16 protein-coding genes and 1 pseudogene are annotated in these 16,341 nt (G+C 59.8%); 7 read left to right on the top strand and 10 right to left on the bottom strand.

Annotated features, from left to right (window positions below):
* Window positions 1-37: 37 nt before the first annotated feature.
* The 3 genes from AC4LE2_RS18940 to AC4LE2_RS18930 form a co-directional block, all read right to left on the bottom strand.
* Entirely contained in the window at window positions 38-619 is a 582-nt protein-coding gene (locus AC4LE2_RS18940; protein WP_491827394.1) for a LysE family translocator, read from the bottom strand.
* A 67-nt stretch (window positions 620-686) separates the two neighbouring features.
* Window positions 687-1,514, bottom strand: a complete 828-nt coding sequence (locus tag AC4LE2_RS18935) for an AraC family transcriptional regulator (protein WP_491827392.1) — start codon at window positions 1,512-1,514, stop codon at window positions 687-689.
* A 69-nt stretch (window positions 1,515-1,583) separates the two neighbouring features.
* Window positions 1,584-2,612 (bottom strand): bile acid:sodium symporter family protein, encoded by a 1,029-nt coding sequence (locus AC4LE2_RS18930; protein WP_491827390.1) that lies wholly within the window; start codon window positions 2,610-2,612, stop codon window positions 1,584-1,586.
* Between the two features lie 79 nt (window positions 2,613-2,691).
* Between AC4LE2_RS18930 and AC4LE2_RS18925 the strand changes: the two genes are divergently transcribed.
* Together AC4LE2_RS18925 and AC4LE2_RS18920 are read left to right on the top strand one after the other, a co-directional pair.
* Window positions 2,692-3,492, top strand: coding sequence for an AraC family transcriptional regulator (locus AC4LE2_RS18925; RefSeq protein ID WP_491827388.1), 801 nt, complete (start codon window positions 2,692-2,694; stop codon window positions 3,490-3,492).
* A 143-nt stretch (window positions 3,493-3,635) separates the two neighbouring features.
* On the top strand, window positions 3,636-4,532 hold the full coding sequence (locus AC4LE2_RS18920) for a PA4780 family RIO1-like protein kinase (RefSeq protein WP_491827387.1): 897 nt from the start codon (window positions 3,636-3,638) through the stop codon (window positions 4,530-4,532).
* On the opposite strand, the gene AC4LE2_RS18915 is transcribed toward AC4LE2_RS18920, so the two are convergent.
* The 3 genes from AC4LE2_RS18915 to AC4LE2_RS18905 are packed head-to-tail and all read right to left on the bottom strand — an operon-like array spanning window position 4,529 to window position 7,634.
* Window positions 4,529-4,939, bottom strand: a complete 411-nt coding sequence (locus AC4LE2_RS18915) for a MerR family DNA-binding protein (protein ID WP_491828179.1) — start codon at window positions 4,937-4,939, stop codon at window positions 4,529-4,531. The genes AC4LE2_RS18920 and AC4LE2_RS18915 overlap by 4 nt on opposite strands.
* A gap of 16 nt (window positions 4,940-4,955) precedes the next feature.
* The gene (locus tag AC4LE2_RS18910; RefSeq protein WP_491827385.1) at window positions 4,956-7,187 is read right to left on the bottom strand and encodes a heavy metal translocating P-type ATPase; all 2,232 of its coding nucleotides are present in this window, start codon (window positions 7,185-7,187) and stop codon (window positions 4,956-4,958) included.
* Between the two features lie 54 nt (window positions 7,188-7,241).
* A complete protein-coding gene (locus tag AC4LE2_RS18905) occupies window positions 7,242-7,634 on the bottom strand; it encodes a hypothetical protein (RefSeq protein WP_491827383.1) in 393 nt (130 codons plus the stop codon).
* Window positions 7,635-7,774: 140 nt separating this feature from the next.
* Here AC4LE2_RS18905 and AC4LE2_RS18900 point away from each other — a divergent pair, with 140 nt between their 5' ends.
* From AC4LE2_RS18900 to AC4LE2_RS18890, 3 genes are all read left to right on the top strand, one after another.
* Window positions 7,775-7,990, top strand: coding sequence for a heavy-metal-associated domain-containing protein (locus AC4LE2_RS18900; RefSeq protein ID WP_491827382.1), 216 nt, complete (start codon window positions 7,775-7,777; stop codon window positions 7,988-7,990).
* Between the two features lie 70 nt (window positions 7,991-8,060).
* A complete protein-coding gene (locus AC4LE2_RS18895) occupies window positions 8,061-9,245 on the top strand; it encodes a multidrug effflux MFS transporter (protein ID WP_491827380.1) in 1,185 nt (394 codons plus the stop codon).
* A 311-nt stretch (window positions 9,246-9,556) separates the two neighbouring features.
* Window positions 9,557-10,264, top strand: coding sequence for an ArsR/SmtB family transcription factor (locus AC4LE2_RS18890; protein ID WP_491827378.1), 708 nt, complete (start codon window positions 9,557-9,559; stop codon window positions 10,262-10,264).
* A 15-nt stretch (window positions 10,265-10,279) separates the two neighbouring features.
* Here AC4LE2_RS18890 and AC4LE2_RS18885 read toward each other — a convergent pair whose 3' ends face one another.
* Window positions 10,280-11,227: an adenosine deaminase gene (locus AC4LE2_RS18885; protein WP_491827377.1), complete on the bottom strand. Its 948-nt coding sequence runs from the start codon at window positions 11,225-11,227 to the stop codon at window positions 10,280-10,282.
* 137 nt (window positions 11,228-11,364) lie between these two features.
* On the opposite strand from AC4LE2_RS18885, the gene AC4LE2_RS18880 reads away from it, so the two are divergent.
* Window positions 11,365-12,456 (top strand): calcium:cation antiporter, encoded by a 1,092-nt coding sequence (locus AC4LE2_RS18880; RefSeq protein WP_491827375.1) that lies wholly within the window; start codon window positions 11,365-11,367, stop codon window positions 12,454-12,456.
* A 20-nt stretch (window positions 12,457-12,476) separates the two neighbouring features.
* Here the strand turns inward: AC4LE2_RS18880 and AC4LE2_RS18875 are convergent, their stop codons facing one another.
* From AC4LE2_RS18875 to AC4LE2_RS18865, 3 genes and pseudogenes are all read right to left on the bottom strand, one after another.
* Window positions 12,477-13,154: an SDR family oxidoreductase gene (locus tag AC4LE2_RS18875; RefSeq protein WP_491827373.1), complete on the bottom strand. Its 678-nt coding sequence runs from the start codon at window positions 13,152-13,154 to the stop codon at window positions 12,477-12,479.
* A gap of 166 nt (window positions 13,155-13,320) precedes the next feature.
* Window positions 13,321-13,905: pseudogene (locus AC4LE2_RS18870) on the bottom strand (IMPACT family protein).
* 52 nt (window positions 13,906-13,957) lie between these two features.
* Window positions 13,958-14,872, bottom strand: a complete 915-nt coding sequence (locus AC4LE2_RS18865) for a LysR family transcriptional regulator (RefSeq protein WP_491827371.1) — start codon at window positions 14,870-14,872, stop codon at window positions 13,958-13,960.
* Window positions 14,873-14,984: 112 nt separating this feature from the next.
* Between AC4LE2_RS18865 and aptA the strand changes: the two genes are divergently transcribed.
* The gene (aptA, locus tag AC4LE2_RS18860) at window positions 14,985-16,331 is read left to right on the top strand and encodes an omega-aminotransferase AptA (RefSeq protein ID WP_491827369.1); all 1,347 of its coding nucleotides are present in this window, start codon (window positions 14,985-14,987) and stop codon (window positions 16,329-16,331) included.
* Window positions 16,332-16,341 lie beyond the last annotated feature (10 nt).

The following is a 16,341-nucleotide window of genomic DNA, read 5'->3' as shown; positions in this document are numbered from 1 at the left end:
CCTAAAGGCGCTAGCTTCAGCGCCCACGCCTTGGGAATCAAGCCTGTAACAGCGCGGCTACGGATGAAATGACCAGAAGCACCGCCAGGCAGCGGTTCAGCATCTGTAGCTGGCCTGGGCGCTTGAGCCACCGCGTTGCACCCTGACCCAGCAACGCCCAAGCGCCCAGGCACGGCAGCGATACCACAAAGAACACCAGACACAGTGTGCTTAGTGATTGACCTTGAGCCGTGAACACGCCTATGACGGCCACGGCCATCAGCCACGACTTGGGATTGACCCACTGCAACAACGCGGCGCCGACCCACCCTATCGCTTTGGGCTGCGGCTGTGCCTGTGGGCTGATTGAAGGTGCAGGGGCGGTAAAGATTTGCCAGGCCAGCCATAGCATCCAGCCAAGGCCTATGGCATTGAGCCATGGATGAACGCCTGGCAGTAGCAATAGCCCACTGGCGCCAGTACCCGCGACCCAGACGAGCACTGCGGCGCCTGCGCCGGCACCGAGAATGACCGGCAGGCACGGCCTAAGCCCCCAGCGTGCGCTGGTGCTAAATAAAATAAGGTTAGTAGGGCCAGGGGTAATGGAAGCCACAAAGGCGAAGAGGATAAACGCAAGCATGTCACAGGCCTCAGAAGAGTGAAGGCCTACTCTGAAGGCTTCCGGATTGCAGGTCTTGAAGCTTTGTTCAGCGCTTGGTCTCGCGCTGGTAGGCCCCTGGAGTAATGCCATAGACGCGCATGAACCAGCGGCCCAAATGGCTCTGGTCGGCAAACCCGAGCCGGCTGGCCACCTCGGCGGGCTGCGCGCCTGCCGCCAGTAACTGCCGGCTTCGGCTCAGACGCAGTTGAATCAACCAGGCATGGGGTGCCAGCCCATAGGCGGCCTTGAACGCACGGGTCAGCCTGAAGCGATCGATACCGCAGGCCGCTGCCAAGCTGTGCAGGCTCACGTCCTGCTCATGGTGCGCAATCAGATAGTCACGGGCTCTGCGCGCTATGGCGGGTGCCCGCACTGCCTCGCCAAGCCCGGCCGGGCGGCGCACGTGGTTGGCCAGGCGCTCAAGCAAGCCGTCTAACGCGGCTTCTTTAACCAGGCGCACGTCTTTCTGGTGAAGGGTATTGAACGCGAACAAGGTAGCCTGGGCCAAGGCGGGGTCATTGTTAAGCACGCTGCCAATGCTGGGCAGCCCCGCCCGGATGTTATCCATGAATAACCCGCTCAGCGCCTGCTCTAGCCAGGCGGGCTGTAAGTACAGCATGCGGTAGGTGAAGCCCTCGGGGCTGGGAGCATCACCGTCGTGGATGTCCCCCGGCTCCAGCATGAATACCTGCCCGGGCAGGCTGTCATGGCGCGCCCTGCGGCTGTTGAATCGTTGCACCCCTTGCTCGGTGACACCAATGAGGTACGTGTCGTGCCAGTGCGGGTCATAGGCATGGGCATGCCCTGCAAAGTGGGCATGCAGGGTTTCTATGCCCGTTTCCTGGTCCCGGGCGAGGTTGATCCAATTGCTCATATAGACACCGTGGCGGCCTGTGGGCAGTTATCCATGGTGAGGCCCTGATGGCTAGAAGATTTGTGCGCCTCAGCCTATCGGGGCTGCCTCGCGGGTGCTCATCTGGGCCGCAGCCAGGGCCCGCTGATTATAGGTCTCTGCCATGATGGAACAGACGATCAACTGCAAGGGGTGGTAGATCATGATAGGCAGCAGAATCAGCCCGAGCGCGGGGTGCTGCCCGAAGATGAGGGCCGCCATGGGCGCGCCTGCGGCCAACGATTTCTTGCTGGCGCAAAATACCCCGGCTACGCGGTCACCGTGGCTGAAGCCCAGCCAGCCAGTCACGCGCGTGGTCATCAGAAGGATCACGGCCAGCAGCAACGCGCTGCCTACGAAAGCGCTCACGATAACGCCACTGCTTTGGTCTTCCCACAGGCCAGACAGCATGGAGTTGCAGAACGCTGAGTACACCAGCAGCAGAATCACGCACTTGTCCACGATGCTGGTATAGCGCTTGTAGCGCGCAAAAAAGGCGCCTAGCCAAGGGCGGGCGATTTGGCCCAAGAGGAATGGGGCCAGCAGCATCAGGCTGAGGTTGAGCAGGGTAGGCCCAAGGTCGATCCCCCCCTGGCCACTGCCTACGAACAGGCTCACCAGCCAGGGCGTGATGAAGATCCCGAGCACACTGGACAAGCTCGCATTGAGGATGGCGCCCGGCACGTTCCCTTTGGCGCTACCGGTGAGCGCAACGGATGAGGAAATCGTAGAGGGCAGGGCGCAAAGGTACAGGAAGCCCAGCATTAACATAGGGGGCAATGCCTTGCCGCCCAATTGGTTGGCTGCCAGCCACAGGAGGGGGAAGACGATAAACGTGAAGCCCTGCACCATGACATGCAGGCGCCAGTTGCGCAGGCCTCGGCCGATCTGCTCGCTGGAGAGGTTGACGCCATGCAGGAAGAACACCAGGAACACGCCCACGTTAATGACGCTGTCCAGGTGCAGCACGCCGCCTGTGCCGCCCACATGTGGGAACAACCAGGCCAGCACGGTGGCCAGGACCATGCCGCAGAGGAACCAATCGGTGACCAGTTTTTTGAGGTGCTTGAGAACAGGCATGGGATCATTACCAGTGACTTGATTACAGGGGCACGTTACCCTGTAAGGCCTTAGCCGTCTTGCGATAAAAAGCCAGTCTATGACGCCAAACGGACAGCCCACGACCGCTCGTAACATTCCTGCGCTCAATGCGTTGCCGCGGCCACTGTATGCCCGTGCAGAAAGCCTGGGGGCTGGCTCCTGGACGCCACAGCATCATCACCCCTGGGTGCAGTTTTCCTATGCGATCAGCGGCGTACTTGCGGTGCATACCCATCACGGCAGCTACTTTGCACCGCCCCAGTGGGGCGTGTGGATACCTGCCGGTGTAGCGCATTGGGTCAATACGTCTGGCCAGGCCGAAATGCGCAGCCTGTATGTTGACGGCACCGTTGCCGGCCCTCCTTCAGAGCGTTGCCGGGTATTGGAAGTGACGCCGTTAACCCGGGAGCTGATCAGGGCCTTTTCAACGCTGACGGCAGATTATCCGCTAGGCGATACGCCGCAGGCGCGCCTGGCAGCCGTATTGATCGACCAGTTGCAAGGGCTGAGCGAGGTAGCGTTTTCCGTGCCGCTGCCCCGGCATCCAGGCCTGCTTGGCCTCTGCGAGGCCTTGATTGCACGCCCCGACGCTGTGACCTCGCTGACCGCATGGGCGGCCCGCCTGAACGTGTCGGAAAAAACACTGGTACGGCTATTTCAGCGTGAAACGGGCCTGACGTTCAGAAGCTGGCGGCAACGCGTACGTCTGTTAGCCTCTTTGAGTGCGCTTCAAGCCGGCAGCAGCGTAACTCACGCCGCACTGGCGTCGGGATACGAATCCACCTCCGCGTTTATTGCAGCGTTCAAAGCCTTGTTTGGCTCGACCCCGGGTGAAGTGTTCCGAGGAATCAGCCTGTGAGATGCAGGTCTTTGGTGTCACGGCTTGCGTAAACGTGGCGAGGGGTTTGCATTCGTGTCGCTGCTGGGAGAGCATCCGCCACGGGGATGCACTTTCGCCCACCACCCTTTGTTGTACGGTTAAAAAGGACCCTTGAGCAACCGATGAAGACGCCAAAACGCCTTGAACCCTTGATCGAAGACGGCCTCATCGATGAGGTGGTGCGCCCGCTGATGAGTGGTAAGGAGGCAGCGGTGTACGTGGTGCGCTGCGGAACCTCGCTGCGTTGCGCCAAGGTATACAAAGAGGCCAATAAGCGCAGTTTCCGGCAGGCCGCCGAGTATCAAGAGGGCCGTAAAACCCGCAATAGCCGGCAAACGCGGGCGATGGCCAAGGGCACTCGCTATGGCCGCAAAGAGGCTGAAGAAGCATGGCAGAACGCAGAAGTCAGCGCGCTGTTCCGCTTGGCGGGCGCAGGCGTTCGGGTACCCAAGCCTTATGACTTTCTCGACGGCGTGCTGCTAATGGAAATGGTGACCGACGGTGCTGGCGATGCCGCCCCTCGGTTGAACGACGTAGACCTGACAGCTGAGCAGGCTCGCGAATACCACGCGTTCGTTATAGAGCAGATCGTGTTGATGCTGTGCGCCGGTTTGGTGCATGGCGATTTGTCAGAGTTCAACGTTCTGCTGGACCCTACTGGCCCTGTAATCATCGACCTTCCTCAGGCAGTGGACGCCGCAGCCAACAACCATGCCTTTACGATGTTGGAGCGGGACGTGGGGAACATGGCCCAGTATTTCGGCCGTTTTGCGCCAGAGCTGAAAACCACCCGTTACGCCAAGGAAATGTGGGCACTGTACAAAGCCGGCACGCTGGAGCCGGGCACTGCCCTTACCGGGACCTTCGCCGAGGCTGAAGTAAGCGCTGACGTGAACTCAGTAATGCGCGAAATCGAAACGGCCAAGCGTGATGAGGCTCGCCGCCAGGCGGCCCGTGCAGAACAGGACGCGCCGGCCGGAGGCGTAGCAGAAGAGCCTACGCCGCCGTGGATGCACTAAGGCTCCGAGGCCGCTGCCTCTCCGGTAGAAAGGCGGTCGAGGATTGCGCACTCAGGCGACGCGTTGCCCTGGCATTGCTTGGCCAGGCGGCTCAGGCTGCCTCTTAACACCGTCAGGCTCTCGATGCGCTGGTCCAGTACCGCGATATGGTGCTGGACCAGCGCCTGCACATCAGCGCTGGCACGACCAGGGTCGTGGCGCAATTGCAGCAACTGGTTCACGTCTTCCAGGCTGAAGCCCAGCGCCCTGGCGCCTTTGATGAATACCAGGGTATCAACGGCTTCAGGCCCATAAAGGCGATAGCCGCTGGCGCTTCGCACCGGTGAGGGCAGCAGGCCTGCCGCTTCGTAGTTACGGATCATTTTTGCACTGAGCCCGCTACGTGCTGCTGCCTGGCCAATGTTCAAGAGGCGAGAGGGCATGTCAATCTCCAGAGTCGAGGGTGGGAGTCCAAAGGTTGAGCAGCAAGGCATTGGTAACCACGCTGACGCTAGACAACGCCATGGCTGCACCCGCAAACACTGGGCTTAGCACGCCGCCCGCTGCCAATGGGATACCAATCAGGTTATAGGCAAAGGCCCAGAACAGGTTCTGATGAATCTTGCGCTTGATCTTCGCTGCGATGTCCAGGCTGGCAGGAACCAAGGCAAGGTTGGCCTGGGTCAGTACCACGCCGCCTGCCTGCGCGGCCACATCCGTACCACCGCCCATGGCGATACCGATAGCAGCCGCTGCCAGCGCAGGGCCGTCGTTGATGCCGTCACCCACCATGACCACCGGGCCCTCGGCAGAGAGCTCTGCCACACGTTCTGCTTTCTGAGCAGGCAATTGGCTGGCCCTCACCTGCGTGATACCTACTGCCTCTGCGACCCGGCTAGCGCTCCCCGGGTTGTCTCCAGTCAGCAGATGGCAAGTGATCCCTTGGCGCGTAAGCGCGGTAACCGTAGCGGCCGCCTGCTCGCGAGGCTGGTCGACGAACGCCATCAGCCCCACAACCTGTGCTGACGGCGCCTGTTGGAGTAGCCAGGACACGCTCATGCCCTGCGCTTCCCAAGCGGCGGCCTGTGCAGTTAGCGCGGGTGCGACGGCATAATGCCGGGCCTGCAGCAAACGCTCGCTGCCAAGGTACAGTTCACGCCCTGCTACCCACCCTGCAATGCCTTGGCCGGGAAAGGCCCGAGCGCCCTCCACAGTGCCAACTTGCAGGCCGCGTGCGTGGCACGCCTGTTGGACCGCCCGTGCCAGCGGGTGCTCGCTGCCCCATGCCAGGGCGCCGGCCAACGACAGCACCGACGCCTCGCCGGCCCCTTCATGGGCAACCCCAGCGAGCGTCGGAGCGCCCCACGTTAGGGTGCCGGTCTTATCGAATACTAGGTTGCGCACACGGCCAGCCACTTCGATCACTGCGATGTCTTTGATAAGAATGCCGTGGCGCGCGGCTACCCCAGTACCTGCCAGAATCGCGGCCGGTGTCGCCAGGCCCAGCGCACAGGGGCACGCGATGACCAATACGCTCACGGCAGTGACCAGTGCATGCTCGAATGAGCCTTGGGCCAGGTACCATCCGCTGAAGGTAACAACCGCTATTACCAAGATGACCGGTACGAATACCTGGCTGATGCGGTCAACCGTGCGCTGCACCGGTGCCTTGGCCGCTTGTGCAGTCTCTACCAAGGCAATGATCCCTTCGAGCAAGGTATCGCCACCTGCCGCAGTAACGTCCACGACCAGCAGGCCTTCCCCGTTCAAGGTGCCGCCGCTGACCTTGTCACCTATGGATTTGCCGACAGGCATGGCTTCGCCGGTAAGCAGCGCCTCGTCTACCTGACTTTGCCCTTCTACGACCAAACCGTCTGCCGCGAAGCGCTCGCCAGGGCGCACCCGTAACCGATCCCCCTGGCGAATGTTGGCAACCGGGAGGGTCTGCGCTACGCCTTGCACCAGGCGGGTAGCCGTAGCAGGCCTCAAGGCTTGCAAGGCACGGATGGCGCTCGTGGCGCGGCGTCTGGCTCGAGCTTCCAGCGCTTTGCCCAGTAGCACCAGTGCAATCACCATGGCCGCCGTTTCGAAATATAAATGAGGCGGGTGGCCCGGCTCGGCCCGTGCCCACAGAAACAGGCTCAGGCCATAGGCCGCTGTAGTGCCCAAGACAACCAGCACATCCATGTTGGCGCTTTTTGCACGCAGGGCGCCCCATGCCGACTGGTAGAAACGGGCCCCCGCTATCAGTTGAACGGGCGTTGCAAGGGCCCATTGCAGCCAGGCTGGCAGCATCAAGGCCAGGCCCAGCGGGGAGAGCACCATGGGCAGGATCAAGGGCAACGCCAAGGTGAAGGCCAGTATCAGACGCCAGCGCTCACGCCGTGCCCTGGCGTGGTGGGCGTGAGCGTCGCTGGGCCCATCCTGTGTAATTCGAGCGTGGTAGCCCGCGCGCGTTATCACCTCGATCAGCGTATGAGCGGGCACTGGCGTTTTCAGGTCGACCCGGGCGCGTTCGCTGGCGAGGTTGACGGTAGCACTGTGTACACCTTCGACTTTGCCTAAGGCGCGCTCGATACGCCCGGCGCAATTGGCGCACGTCATGCCTTCGATAGACAGCTCGAGCGTATCTGTGGCGCGGGTTGGGGCGCCTGTCAGGGCTTTTTTAGGTGCCATGCTTGATGCCTCCTAGAGGAAGCATCAAGCTTCAACCTTACCCCCTGGGTAAGGTCAAGGTGCGTAGTCGAGCGGGATAGCTTTTAGGTAAAAGCCCGTTGCGCTTGAAGCAATGCGGTATTTGAGGATCTCGCCCGCTTTTAACGTCAGCGTCATGGAGCGCCGCTCGCTTTCGATCCCAGGACGGCAGCCTGGCGCATTGCCAGGCAGTATTTGCAGGCGTATCACCGTCGGGCCAGGGGGCAGGTTGTAGGACAGCGTTTGTTCAGGGAACAGCCTTCCAACGAGCTGGTCTTCCATGTACAAGCCGATTTCGCAGGAGGTCCCTGTTTCGAGTCGCTCCCTGGAAATAATCAGCACGGCGTAGCCCTGAGCGTCTTGTGCAAGCGCAGGCGCGAGAGGTAATACCCCGAAAAAGGCGAGGGTGAGCAGAATAAGCCGGCGCATCGTGGAGGCTCCAAGGCAAAAACGACCCCTCAAGCTTGGCCGAGCCAGTGAGGGATTACTAGCCCGGCAGCGGGTAGAAAAACTTGACCTTGCCCCGACGGGAAGCTAAAGGCTGGTCGCACCATTAGAGGAGACCTTTTATGCAATATTTCACTGTTCAAGGCATGACCTGTCAGCACTGCGTAGCGGCGGTAAGCGAAGCAATCCAGGAGCAGGACAAAGACGCCACCGTCGAAGTGGACCTTGCGACTGCGCGTGTTGGCGTTCAGAGCGACTTACCCGTGGAGCGGCTGCTGCGCGCGATACAGGACAGCGGGTATCAGGCTCAGCCAGCAGGTGAGGTCGGTAACCGCTAGCTGGGTTTTCAGCCCCTCTGAGAAAGGGGGCACGCTACACTGACCGGCCACGCTTACTGTCGATGTTTCCATGAACCTTCGAATTATCTTGATTCTAGGCGCGCTCAGCGCCTGCGGTCCGCTGGCCACCGATTTCTACCTTCCTGGTTTCGCCGCCATGGCCATTGCATTTGGCACTGACGAGACCCGGATTCAGAGCACCCTGGCCGCTTACTTCCTCGGGTTATCACTGGGTCAGCTGATTTATGGCCCGGTGGCTGACCGGTTTGGCCGGCGTGTGCCGCTGCTGGTGGGCGTGGTGGTCTTTACCCTGGCCTCCCTAGGATGTGCGGTTGCGCCAACGCTGGATACGCTGGTGCTACTGCGGTTTCTCCAGGCACTGGGCGGGTGTGCAGGGATGGTGTTGGCCCGCGCCATCGTTACGGATAAGTGCGACACCTTGGGGTCAGCGAAGGTGTTTTCGCAATTGATGCTGGTCATGGGGGTGGCACCGATCCTGGCGCCGATTCTGGGCGGTTTTCTGGTCAACACTGCGGGGTGGCAGTCGATCTTCCTGGTACTCACGGTATTCAGCGGCTGCTGCGCGCTGGCAGTGTATCTGGGGCTTGCTGAAAGCATGCCTTTAGACCGCCTGCGCTTGCCCTTGCGCGGGGCACCGCGGCAGTACCTACGGCTGCTAGCCGACGCACCCTTCCTGGGGCATGCCCTGACAGGGGGCATTGCCATGGCGGGCATGTTTGCCTACATCGCTGGCGCTCCGTTCGTAATCATTACCTTATACGGGGTGCCCGCCGAGCATTTTGGCTGGGTCTTCGGTGTGAATGCCGCAGGCTTCATTTTAGTGGCTCAAATCAATGCGCGGTTGTTGACCCGCTTTGGCCCGCACTGGCTACTACGCAGGATGGTGTGGGTGTACTTGAGTGCAGCGTTTGCCCTGCTGGCGGTCACCATGGCTCGCCCTTCAGCGTTGTGGCCCCTGCTGTTGCCCTTGTTTTGTTGCATAGCAAGCATGGGGGCGATCATCCCTAATGCATCAGCGTGCGCGATGTCAGGGCAAGGTTCCAGGGCTGGTAGCGCGTCGGCATTGCTGGGCTTCCTACAGTTCGGCATCGCTGCCCTGTCTTCGAGTGCAGTGGGCTGGCTGGCAAATGGCACGGCAGTTCCGATGGCAATGGTGATCACCACCTGTGCCAGCCTGGCGGTTATCGTTTCGCTCCTGACCACCCGGAGTGTGCAGGCGCGGGCGCATCCATGAGCGGCTCTGCCTGTAGGCTTTGGTTACTAACCACGAAACGACCTACCGCGTAGGGAATTTTACTAACCGGTGTCAGCTCATTCTTACCTTGTATCGAGTAGTACAAGGTTGAACCCCCGGTATCGTTCGGCCGCTCCGCTGTCCACCTTACTTCACCCTATAGCGTGCAGTTGCAAGGTCTATCCAAGCGCTGCGTCTCTAGCCCATTTGCCTTCCCAAGGCTAATTTTCCCTTGGAAGTGCGCGCTTATAATGGGCTGGATCCGCCGGTAGCCGTGCAGTTGCCGGCCCTCATCCAGGGAGTGAAAGAACATGGAATACGTACCTCGCATTAGCCGAATCGCCACCTTGCTGGCCGACCCGAAGCGAAGCGCGATGCTATGGGCTTTGATCGACGGAGCTACCCGTGGCGCGGACGAACTGGCAAGCCTGGCTGGCCTTACTCCGTCCTCGGCCAGCGCTCATCTGTCCAAGTTGTCCGCTGCAGGGCTGCTCAAGCGCGAGGCCCGCGGGCGAAAGCGGTTCTTTCGCCTGGCGGCGCCGGAGGTCGGGATGGCAGTAGAAGCCTTGGCCTGCGTCCCTTCTTTGGAGCGGGTAGGCGAGCCGGCAAAGGCAGCGTCAAAGCCTGCGTTTGTTGGCAAATCCTGCAAGGCACGCGTCTGCAAGGATCACATGGGAGGCCAGTTGGCCTATGACCTGTACCAGCGGCTTCTGGATGCAGCCTGGCTCGATGCGAGCGAGGGAAGCATTACCTTGACGCCGCGGGGAGTACTGGGTTTGGCTGCCAGCGGTATCTATGTTCAAGCCTTTGCACAGCGCCGGTGCTTGAGCGTAACCACCTGCTGCGACTGGTGCGATGGTCAGCCGCATCTGGGTGGTGCGCTGGGGGCCAGCCTATTGCAACTGTTCCTGCAAAAAGGCTGGGTTCGCCGTCAGGATGACCTTCGAGAGTTACAGGTAACGCGGGCCGGCCACCGGGGGCTTTCACAGTTGGGTCAACCCGTGTTGCTGCCTGCTTAGGCACGCACCGCAGGGTTATACCAGGCGCGCATCCAGGCTGTTCTGGGCCAGGCGGCGAGCTTGGTCTTCAGTCATGCCCAAGTGGGTATGCAACGCATAGAAGTTTTCAGTGACGTAGCCGCCAAAATAAGCCGGGTCGTCGGAGTTCACCGTTACTTTCACGCCGCGCTCAAGCATGTCGAGAATGTTGTGCTGCGCCATGTCATCGAACACTCGCAACTTGGTGTTGGATAAAGGGCATACCGTCAAAGGGATCTGCTCGTCGATGATACGTTGCATCAGGCGCTCGTCTTCAATGGCGCGCACACCATGGTCGATACGCTTGATATGCAGCAGGTCCAAGGCTTCCCAAATATACTCGGGCGGCCCTTCTTCGCCCGCATGAGCCACAGCCTGGAAACCCTCTGCTCGTGCGCGATCGAACACGCGGCGGAATTTACTAGGCGGGTGACCTTTCTCGGAGCTGTCCAGCCCAACGGCCACAAAGGCTTCGCGGAAGGGCAGTGCCTGGTCGAGGGTGCGCTCGGCCTCTTCTTCGCTCAGGTGCCGCAGGAAGCTTAAGATCAGCCCGCTGGTAACGCCCAGGGTGCGCTCGCCTTCCTTGAGCGCAGCGGTAATGCCATTGAGCACTGCCTCAAAAGGGACGCCTCGATCGGTATGGGTTTGCGGGTCGAAGAAAGGCTCGGTATGCACCACATTCTGTGCCTTGCAACGTTCCAGATACGCCCACGTCAGGTCATAGAAGTCCTGTTCGGTGCGCAATACATCCGCGCCGCGGTAATAGAGGTCGAGAAACTCCTGCAAGTTATTAAACGCATACGCCGAGCGCACGGCGTCTACGTCGCTCCAAGGCAGCGCAATACCGTTTCGCTTGGCGAGTTTAAACATCAGCTCAGGCTCCAGCGAGCCCTCCAGGTGCAGGTGCAGTTCGGCCTTGGGAAGGGTATTGAGCCAGTCGTACATGGGGAATTCTCTGAAAAGTCATCAGTTGCCATGGTACGCCCGTCATTTGGGTAACGCACGGGGGCCATTGTCACGGGGAAACCATGGAGCACGACAGGAGTCACAGTAATCCTCAGACCGTCAGCGAAAGGATTGCCATGTTCAAGTACATCATTGAGGAGAAGTTTTTATTGCTAGCGCTGGTCGCGGCAGTGATTGCTTATCCACTTGAACCGGCCATGGTTCATAACGGCCATAGTGCCGCATTAATAAGTGCGGGTTTGTTGGTAGTGGCGATCATTTTTGCCTCGCTGCGTGTAGCTCACCACGCCGAGTTGCTGGCCGAGAAGGTGGGCGACCCGTACGGGACGATGATCCTGACGCTGGCTGCTGTGTTGGTGGAAGTCGTGATCCTCGCCATCATGATGAGCAACTCACCTTCGCCTACCCTGGTACGCGATACCATCTACTCGGCAGTCATGCTCGACATCAACGGTATTCTAGGTTTAGCTGCGTTGATGGGTGGGCTGAAGCACGGTGAACAAAGCTACAACGACGACTCGGCACGCACCTATAGCGTGATGATACTGACTGCCATGGGCGTATCGATGGTGGTGCCCGAGTTTATTCCTGAAGGACGCTGGGCGTTGTACTCAGGCTTTACCATCGGGGCCATGTTGGTGCTCTATAGCCTGTTCCTGCGCATGCAAGTAGGGCCGCACAGTTACTTCTTCAGTTATAACTACCCAGAAAAGAAACGCAAAAACCCATCCGGCGAGGCCCATGGCGCGCCTGTCAGCACTGGGTTGTCCGTTGCCATATTGATTTTTGGCGTGGTAGTGATCGGCGCTTTGGCTGAAGTGATGTCCAAGGCCATGGACGTGGGCCTGGAAGGCAGCGGTGCGCCACCGGTGCTGTCTGCGATCCTGGTAGCTGCCATTTCGGCGGCGCCGGAAATCCTCACGGCGCTTAGGGCCGCATTGGCCAACCGCATGCAGTCGGTGGTGAATATCGCACTGGGCGCCTCGCTGTCGACGGTGATCCTGACCGTGCCCGTGATGGAAGCCATGGCGCTTTACACCGGTCAACCTTTCCAAATGGCAATGACGCCTGTGCAAACGGTGATGTCTGTAATCACGTTACTGGTCTGCGCCATCAACCTCAATGATGGCGAGACCAATGCCATCGAAGGCATGACCCATTTCGTGCTGTTCGGCACCTTCGTCATGCTCTCGTTACTCGGCCTGTAACGTAGCGCAACAGGGAAGGGCTACCAAGGTAGGGTGCTGCCTTTGTAGTCCACGAAGTGCAGGCCCGCCTGGCCAGAGAGTACCTCGAGCTGACGAACCATTCCCGAGGTGCTGGTCGTTACATCGATATCGGCCTGAGGGCCACCCATGTCGGTCTGCACCCAACCAGGGTGCATGCACACCACTGTTGGCCGTGGCTCGGGCAGTTGGGTCAGGAAGGTATTAACCATCGAGTTGAGCGCTGCCTTGCTGGCTTTGTACAAGGCAGCATCGGGGGCGTCGGGAGAGGTCACGGTGCCCAACCCCGAGCTCATGAATGCCAACACGCCGGTGCCGGCCCGAAGGTTCCCCGCAAGTCTTGATGCCAGCCGGATAGGCGATAGCACGTTAGTGGTGAACAGCGTGGCCATTTCATCAAGTGCTACGTTATCCAAGGGTCCCGTAGGGCCCATTATCCCAGCATTCACGAAGATGACGTCGAAGGTCTGACCTGCTAGCCGCTGTGCCAAGGCGTTCTGACTGGCCGGGTCGTTCATCTCTAACGTTTCGACCGTTGCGCCAGTGGCAGACAATGTCGCCGGAGATTGGCCACGCACCGTTGCAGTCACCTCCCAACCTTGCTCGTTGAAGCGTTGCACCAAGCCTAAGCCTAGCCCCCTCGACGCGCCTATGATGAGCGCACGTTTCATGTCGGCCATGTGGAGTCTCCTGTAATGAGGTACCCAGCATACGCCATGGGCTGGATGAGACTAGAGGAACGGGTGGTCAAAAAACGCACACCTGGCTGGAGCGCTTACCGCCACTGGGCTGGACGCAATCACTAACGGGTTATCCACAGGCAGGCGCACAGCGATTGTGTACAAGCTAGGCAGGTCGTAGCTGTATTTGCCCTCGGCTAAGTTGAGAGAGTTGCAGGCCTAGCGCCGAAGCAGCGATGGGTGGAGCTTTGAGCAAGATGTCTACACCGCAAGCGTTGAAGATTTCTTCAAGCACTTCGCCCCCCGCGTCGGCGATCCGCAGCCGTACCAAGGTTAGCTCACTGAACGTACAGGCGCAGTTGAACACTGTCATAGGAATGACCGGTAACTTAGGCGCCTGCTGCAGGCATTTATTCGCACCGCCGCCATAGGCACGGGCAAGGCCCCCGGTGCCTAGCTGTATCCCGCCATACCAGCGTATGACCACTACCATCACCCGATCAAAGCCTTGCGCTTCGATCGCGGCAAGAATAGGGCGCCCGGCTGTGCCTCCTGGCTCGCCGTCATCACTGCTTCGGTACTGCGCTCCGTGCTTCCATGCCCAACAGTTGTGAGTGGCCTAAGCATCGGCGTGTGCGGCTAGAAATTCAGGTGCGTCTTCGGGGCGATCAAGGGGGCCGGCGACAGTGACAAAGCGACTCTTGCGAATCTCCTCTCGGTAAGTGGCCAGGCTCGCGAGGGTAAAGGTCATCACGCCGTAGTATTTCCTTGTGGTTGCGGCTGCTCAGTTTACCGGAGTGCAGTCAGGGCGTTTTGGCCAAGTGCGCAAGGAAGCTTTCTAGCACCAGATGGGGCCGCCGCCCTTTCCGAGTAACCCATGACAGGTTCAAGTCGTAACACCGCTGGCTGGCTTTTAACGCGCGTAAGCGGCCTTGCTGTACCCAGGCGTGTGCATAGTGATCCGGCAAATACCCAATGTAGCGGCCGGTGAGTATCAGGAAAGCCATTCCTTCACGGTCCGAAGCGCTAGCGGTACAGGTGAGCGCCTGATAATGCGCCTGTATGTCTCCGGGTAGACGGAAAGTCGGCGCGATAGCGTCCTGGCTGTTCAGCCGCTGATCATCAAGCAGGGTGTCGTCTACATAGAAAAGCGGGTGGCCCACCGCGCAGTACAATGATGAACGCTCGCTGTAGAGCGACTGGTATTCCAGGCCTGCAAGCGCACTGGCTTGCGGCACGACGCCTACATGCAGGCTTCCGTCCAGTACGCCTTGCTCCACCTGGCTGGGCGCGCTCATACGGATATTGATGCGCACATCCGGCCCTCGCTCTTTGAGTTGGGCCAAGGCATGGGTAACCCGCATGTGCGGGACGGTAACCAGGTTGTCGGTCAGCCCAATGTTCAGCTCCCCGCGCAGGTGTTGGTGCAAGCCGTTCACTTCCGTGCGAAAGTTTTCCAAGGCGCCCAGCAGTTGCAAGCACGACTGGTACACCTGGCGGCCTTCCTCGGTGAGGGAGAACCCTGCTCGGCCCCGCTGGCATAGCTTTAGCCCAAGGCGTTTCTCCAGGTCGCCCATTTGCTGGCTGATGGCGGAACGGCCAATGCCCAAGACATTTTCTGCCGCTGAAAAACCACCGCATTCGACGACGCTGCGAAAGATACGCAGCAACCTTATGTCGAAATCACTCACCTGGGCGAGGGGGTCACGTCTACTCATTGTTTAGTCAGGCCTGACCTGAAGGTATGAAGAATAAGGTTTTACCGACTGTATCCCCATGCGAACGTACGGGCAATTAGCATCACGCCGCTGTGCACAGGAGGGAGTCGGAATGAACATGCAGGAGAGCGCGCCAATAGGCTTGGCCAATCAGCTCAAGTTAGATGCGCACTGGATGCCTTATACGGCCAATCGCAGCTTTCAACGTGATCCAAGGCTAATTGTCGCGGCGCAGGGGCGGTACTTGACCGACGACCATGGCCGGCAAATCTATGACAGCCTTTCTGGGTTATGGACCTGTGGTGCCGGCCACTGCCGCAAAGAGATCCAGGAGGCGGTTACTCAACAATTAGGTGTGCTTGATTACTCACCGGCTTTTCAACATGGCCATCCACTGTCCTTCCAGTTGGCCGAGAAGATCGCAGACTTGGCCCCTGGGCATTTGAATCACGTGTTCTTCACCAATTCAGGGTCTGAGTGCGCAGACACGGCAGTAAAAATGGTGCGCGCCTATTGGCGGCTGAAAGGGCAGGGCACTAAAGCCAAGTTGATTGGCCGAGCCCGTGGCTACCATGGTGTGAATATCGCCGGCACCAGCCTGGGTGGCGTGAATGGCAACCGCAAGATGTTCGGCCAGCTATTGGATGTAGCGCACTTGCCTCATACCCTGCTGCCCAGCAATGTGTATTCCCGCGGCATGCCGGATGAGGGCGGAGTAGCCCTGGCGGATGATTTGCTGCGATTGATAGAACTGCATGATGCGTCGAACATCGGTGCCGTTATCGTGGAGCCCATGGCCGGCTCAGCGGGTGTATTGCCTCCGCCAAAGGGCTACTTGCCCCGGCTGCGAGAAATCTGCGACCAGCACAATATCCTGTTGATCTTCGACGAAGTCATCACTGGCTTCGGCCGCACGGGCACCTTGTTTGGGGCAACCACGTTTGGCGTAACGCCCGACCTGATGTGTATCGCCAAGCAGCTCACCAACGGCGCTATGCCTATGGGCGCAGTGATCGCCAGTAGCGAGATCTATCAGACCTTCATGGCACAGCCCACGCCGGACTATGCAGTTGAATTTCCTCACGGATATACCTATTCCGCGCACCCTGTGGCCTGCGCTGCGGGGATGGCTGCGCTGGATTTATTACTTAAAGAAAGCCTGGTTGAGCAAGCTGCTCATTTGGCGCCCTCGTTCGAAGGGTCACTGCACGGCCTCAAAGGCACTAAACACATTGTCGACCTGCGCAACTTCGGGTTGGCAGGTGCTATTCAGCTGGCGCCACGTAACGATGACGCCATCGTGCGGCCGTACGAGGCCGCCATGAAGCTGTGGCAAAAGGGCTTTTATGTCCGCTATGGCGGCGACACTCTGCAGTTTGGGCCTTGCTTCAATGCCACTGCGCAGGAAATGGACCGCGTGTTCGATGCTGTGGGCGAAGCCCTGAACCAGATTGACTGATAGCAGGAGC

Source organism: Pseudomonas sp. 9.3L (assembly GCF_058536285.1).
This window is presented reverse-complemented; position numbering and strand designations above follow the sequence as displayed.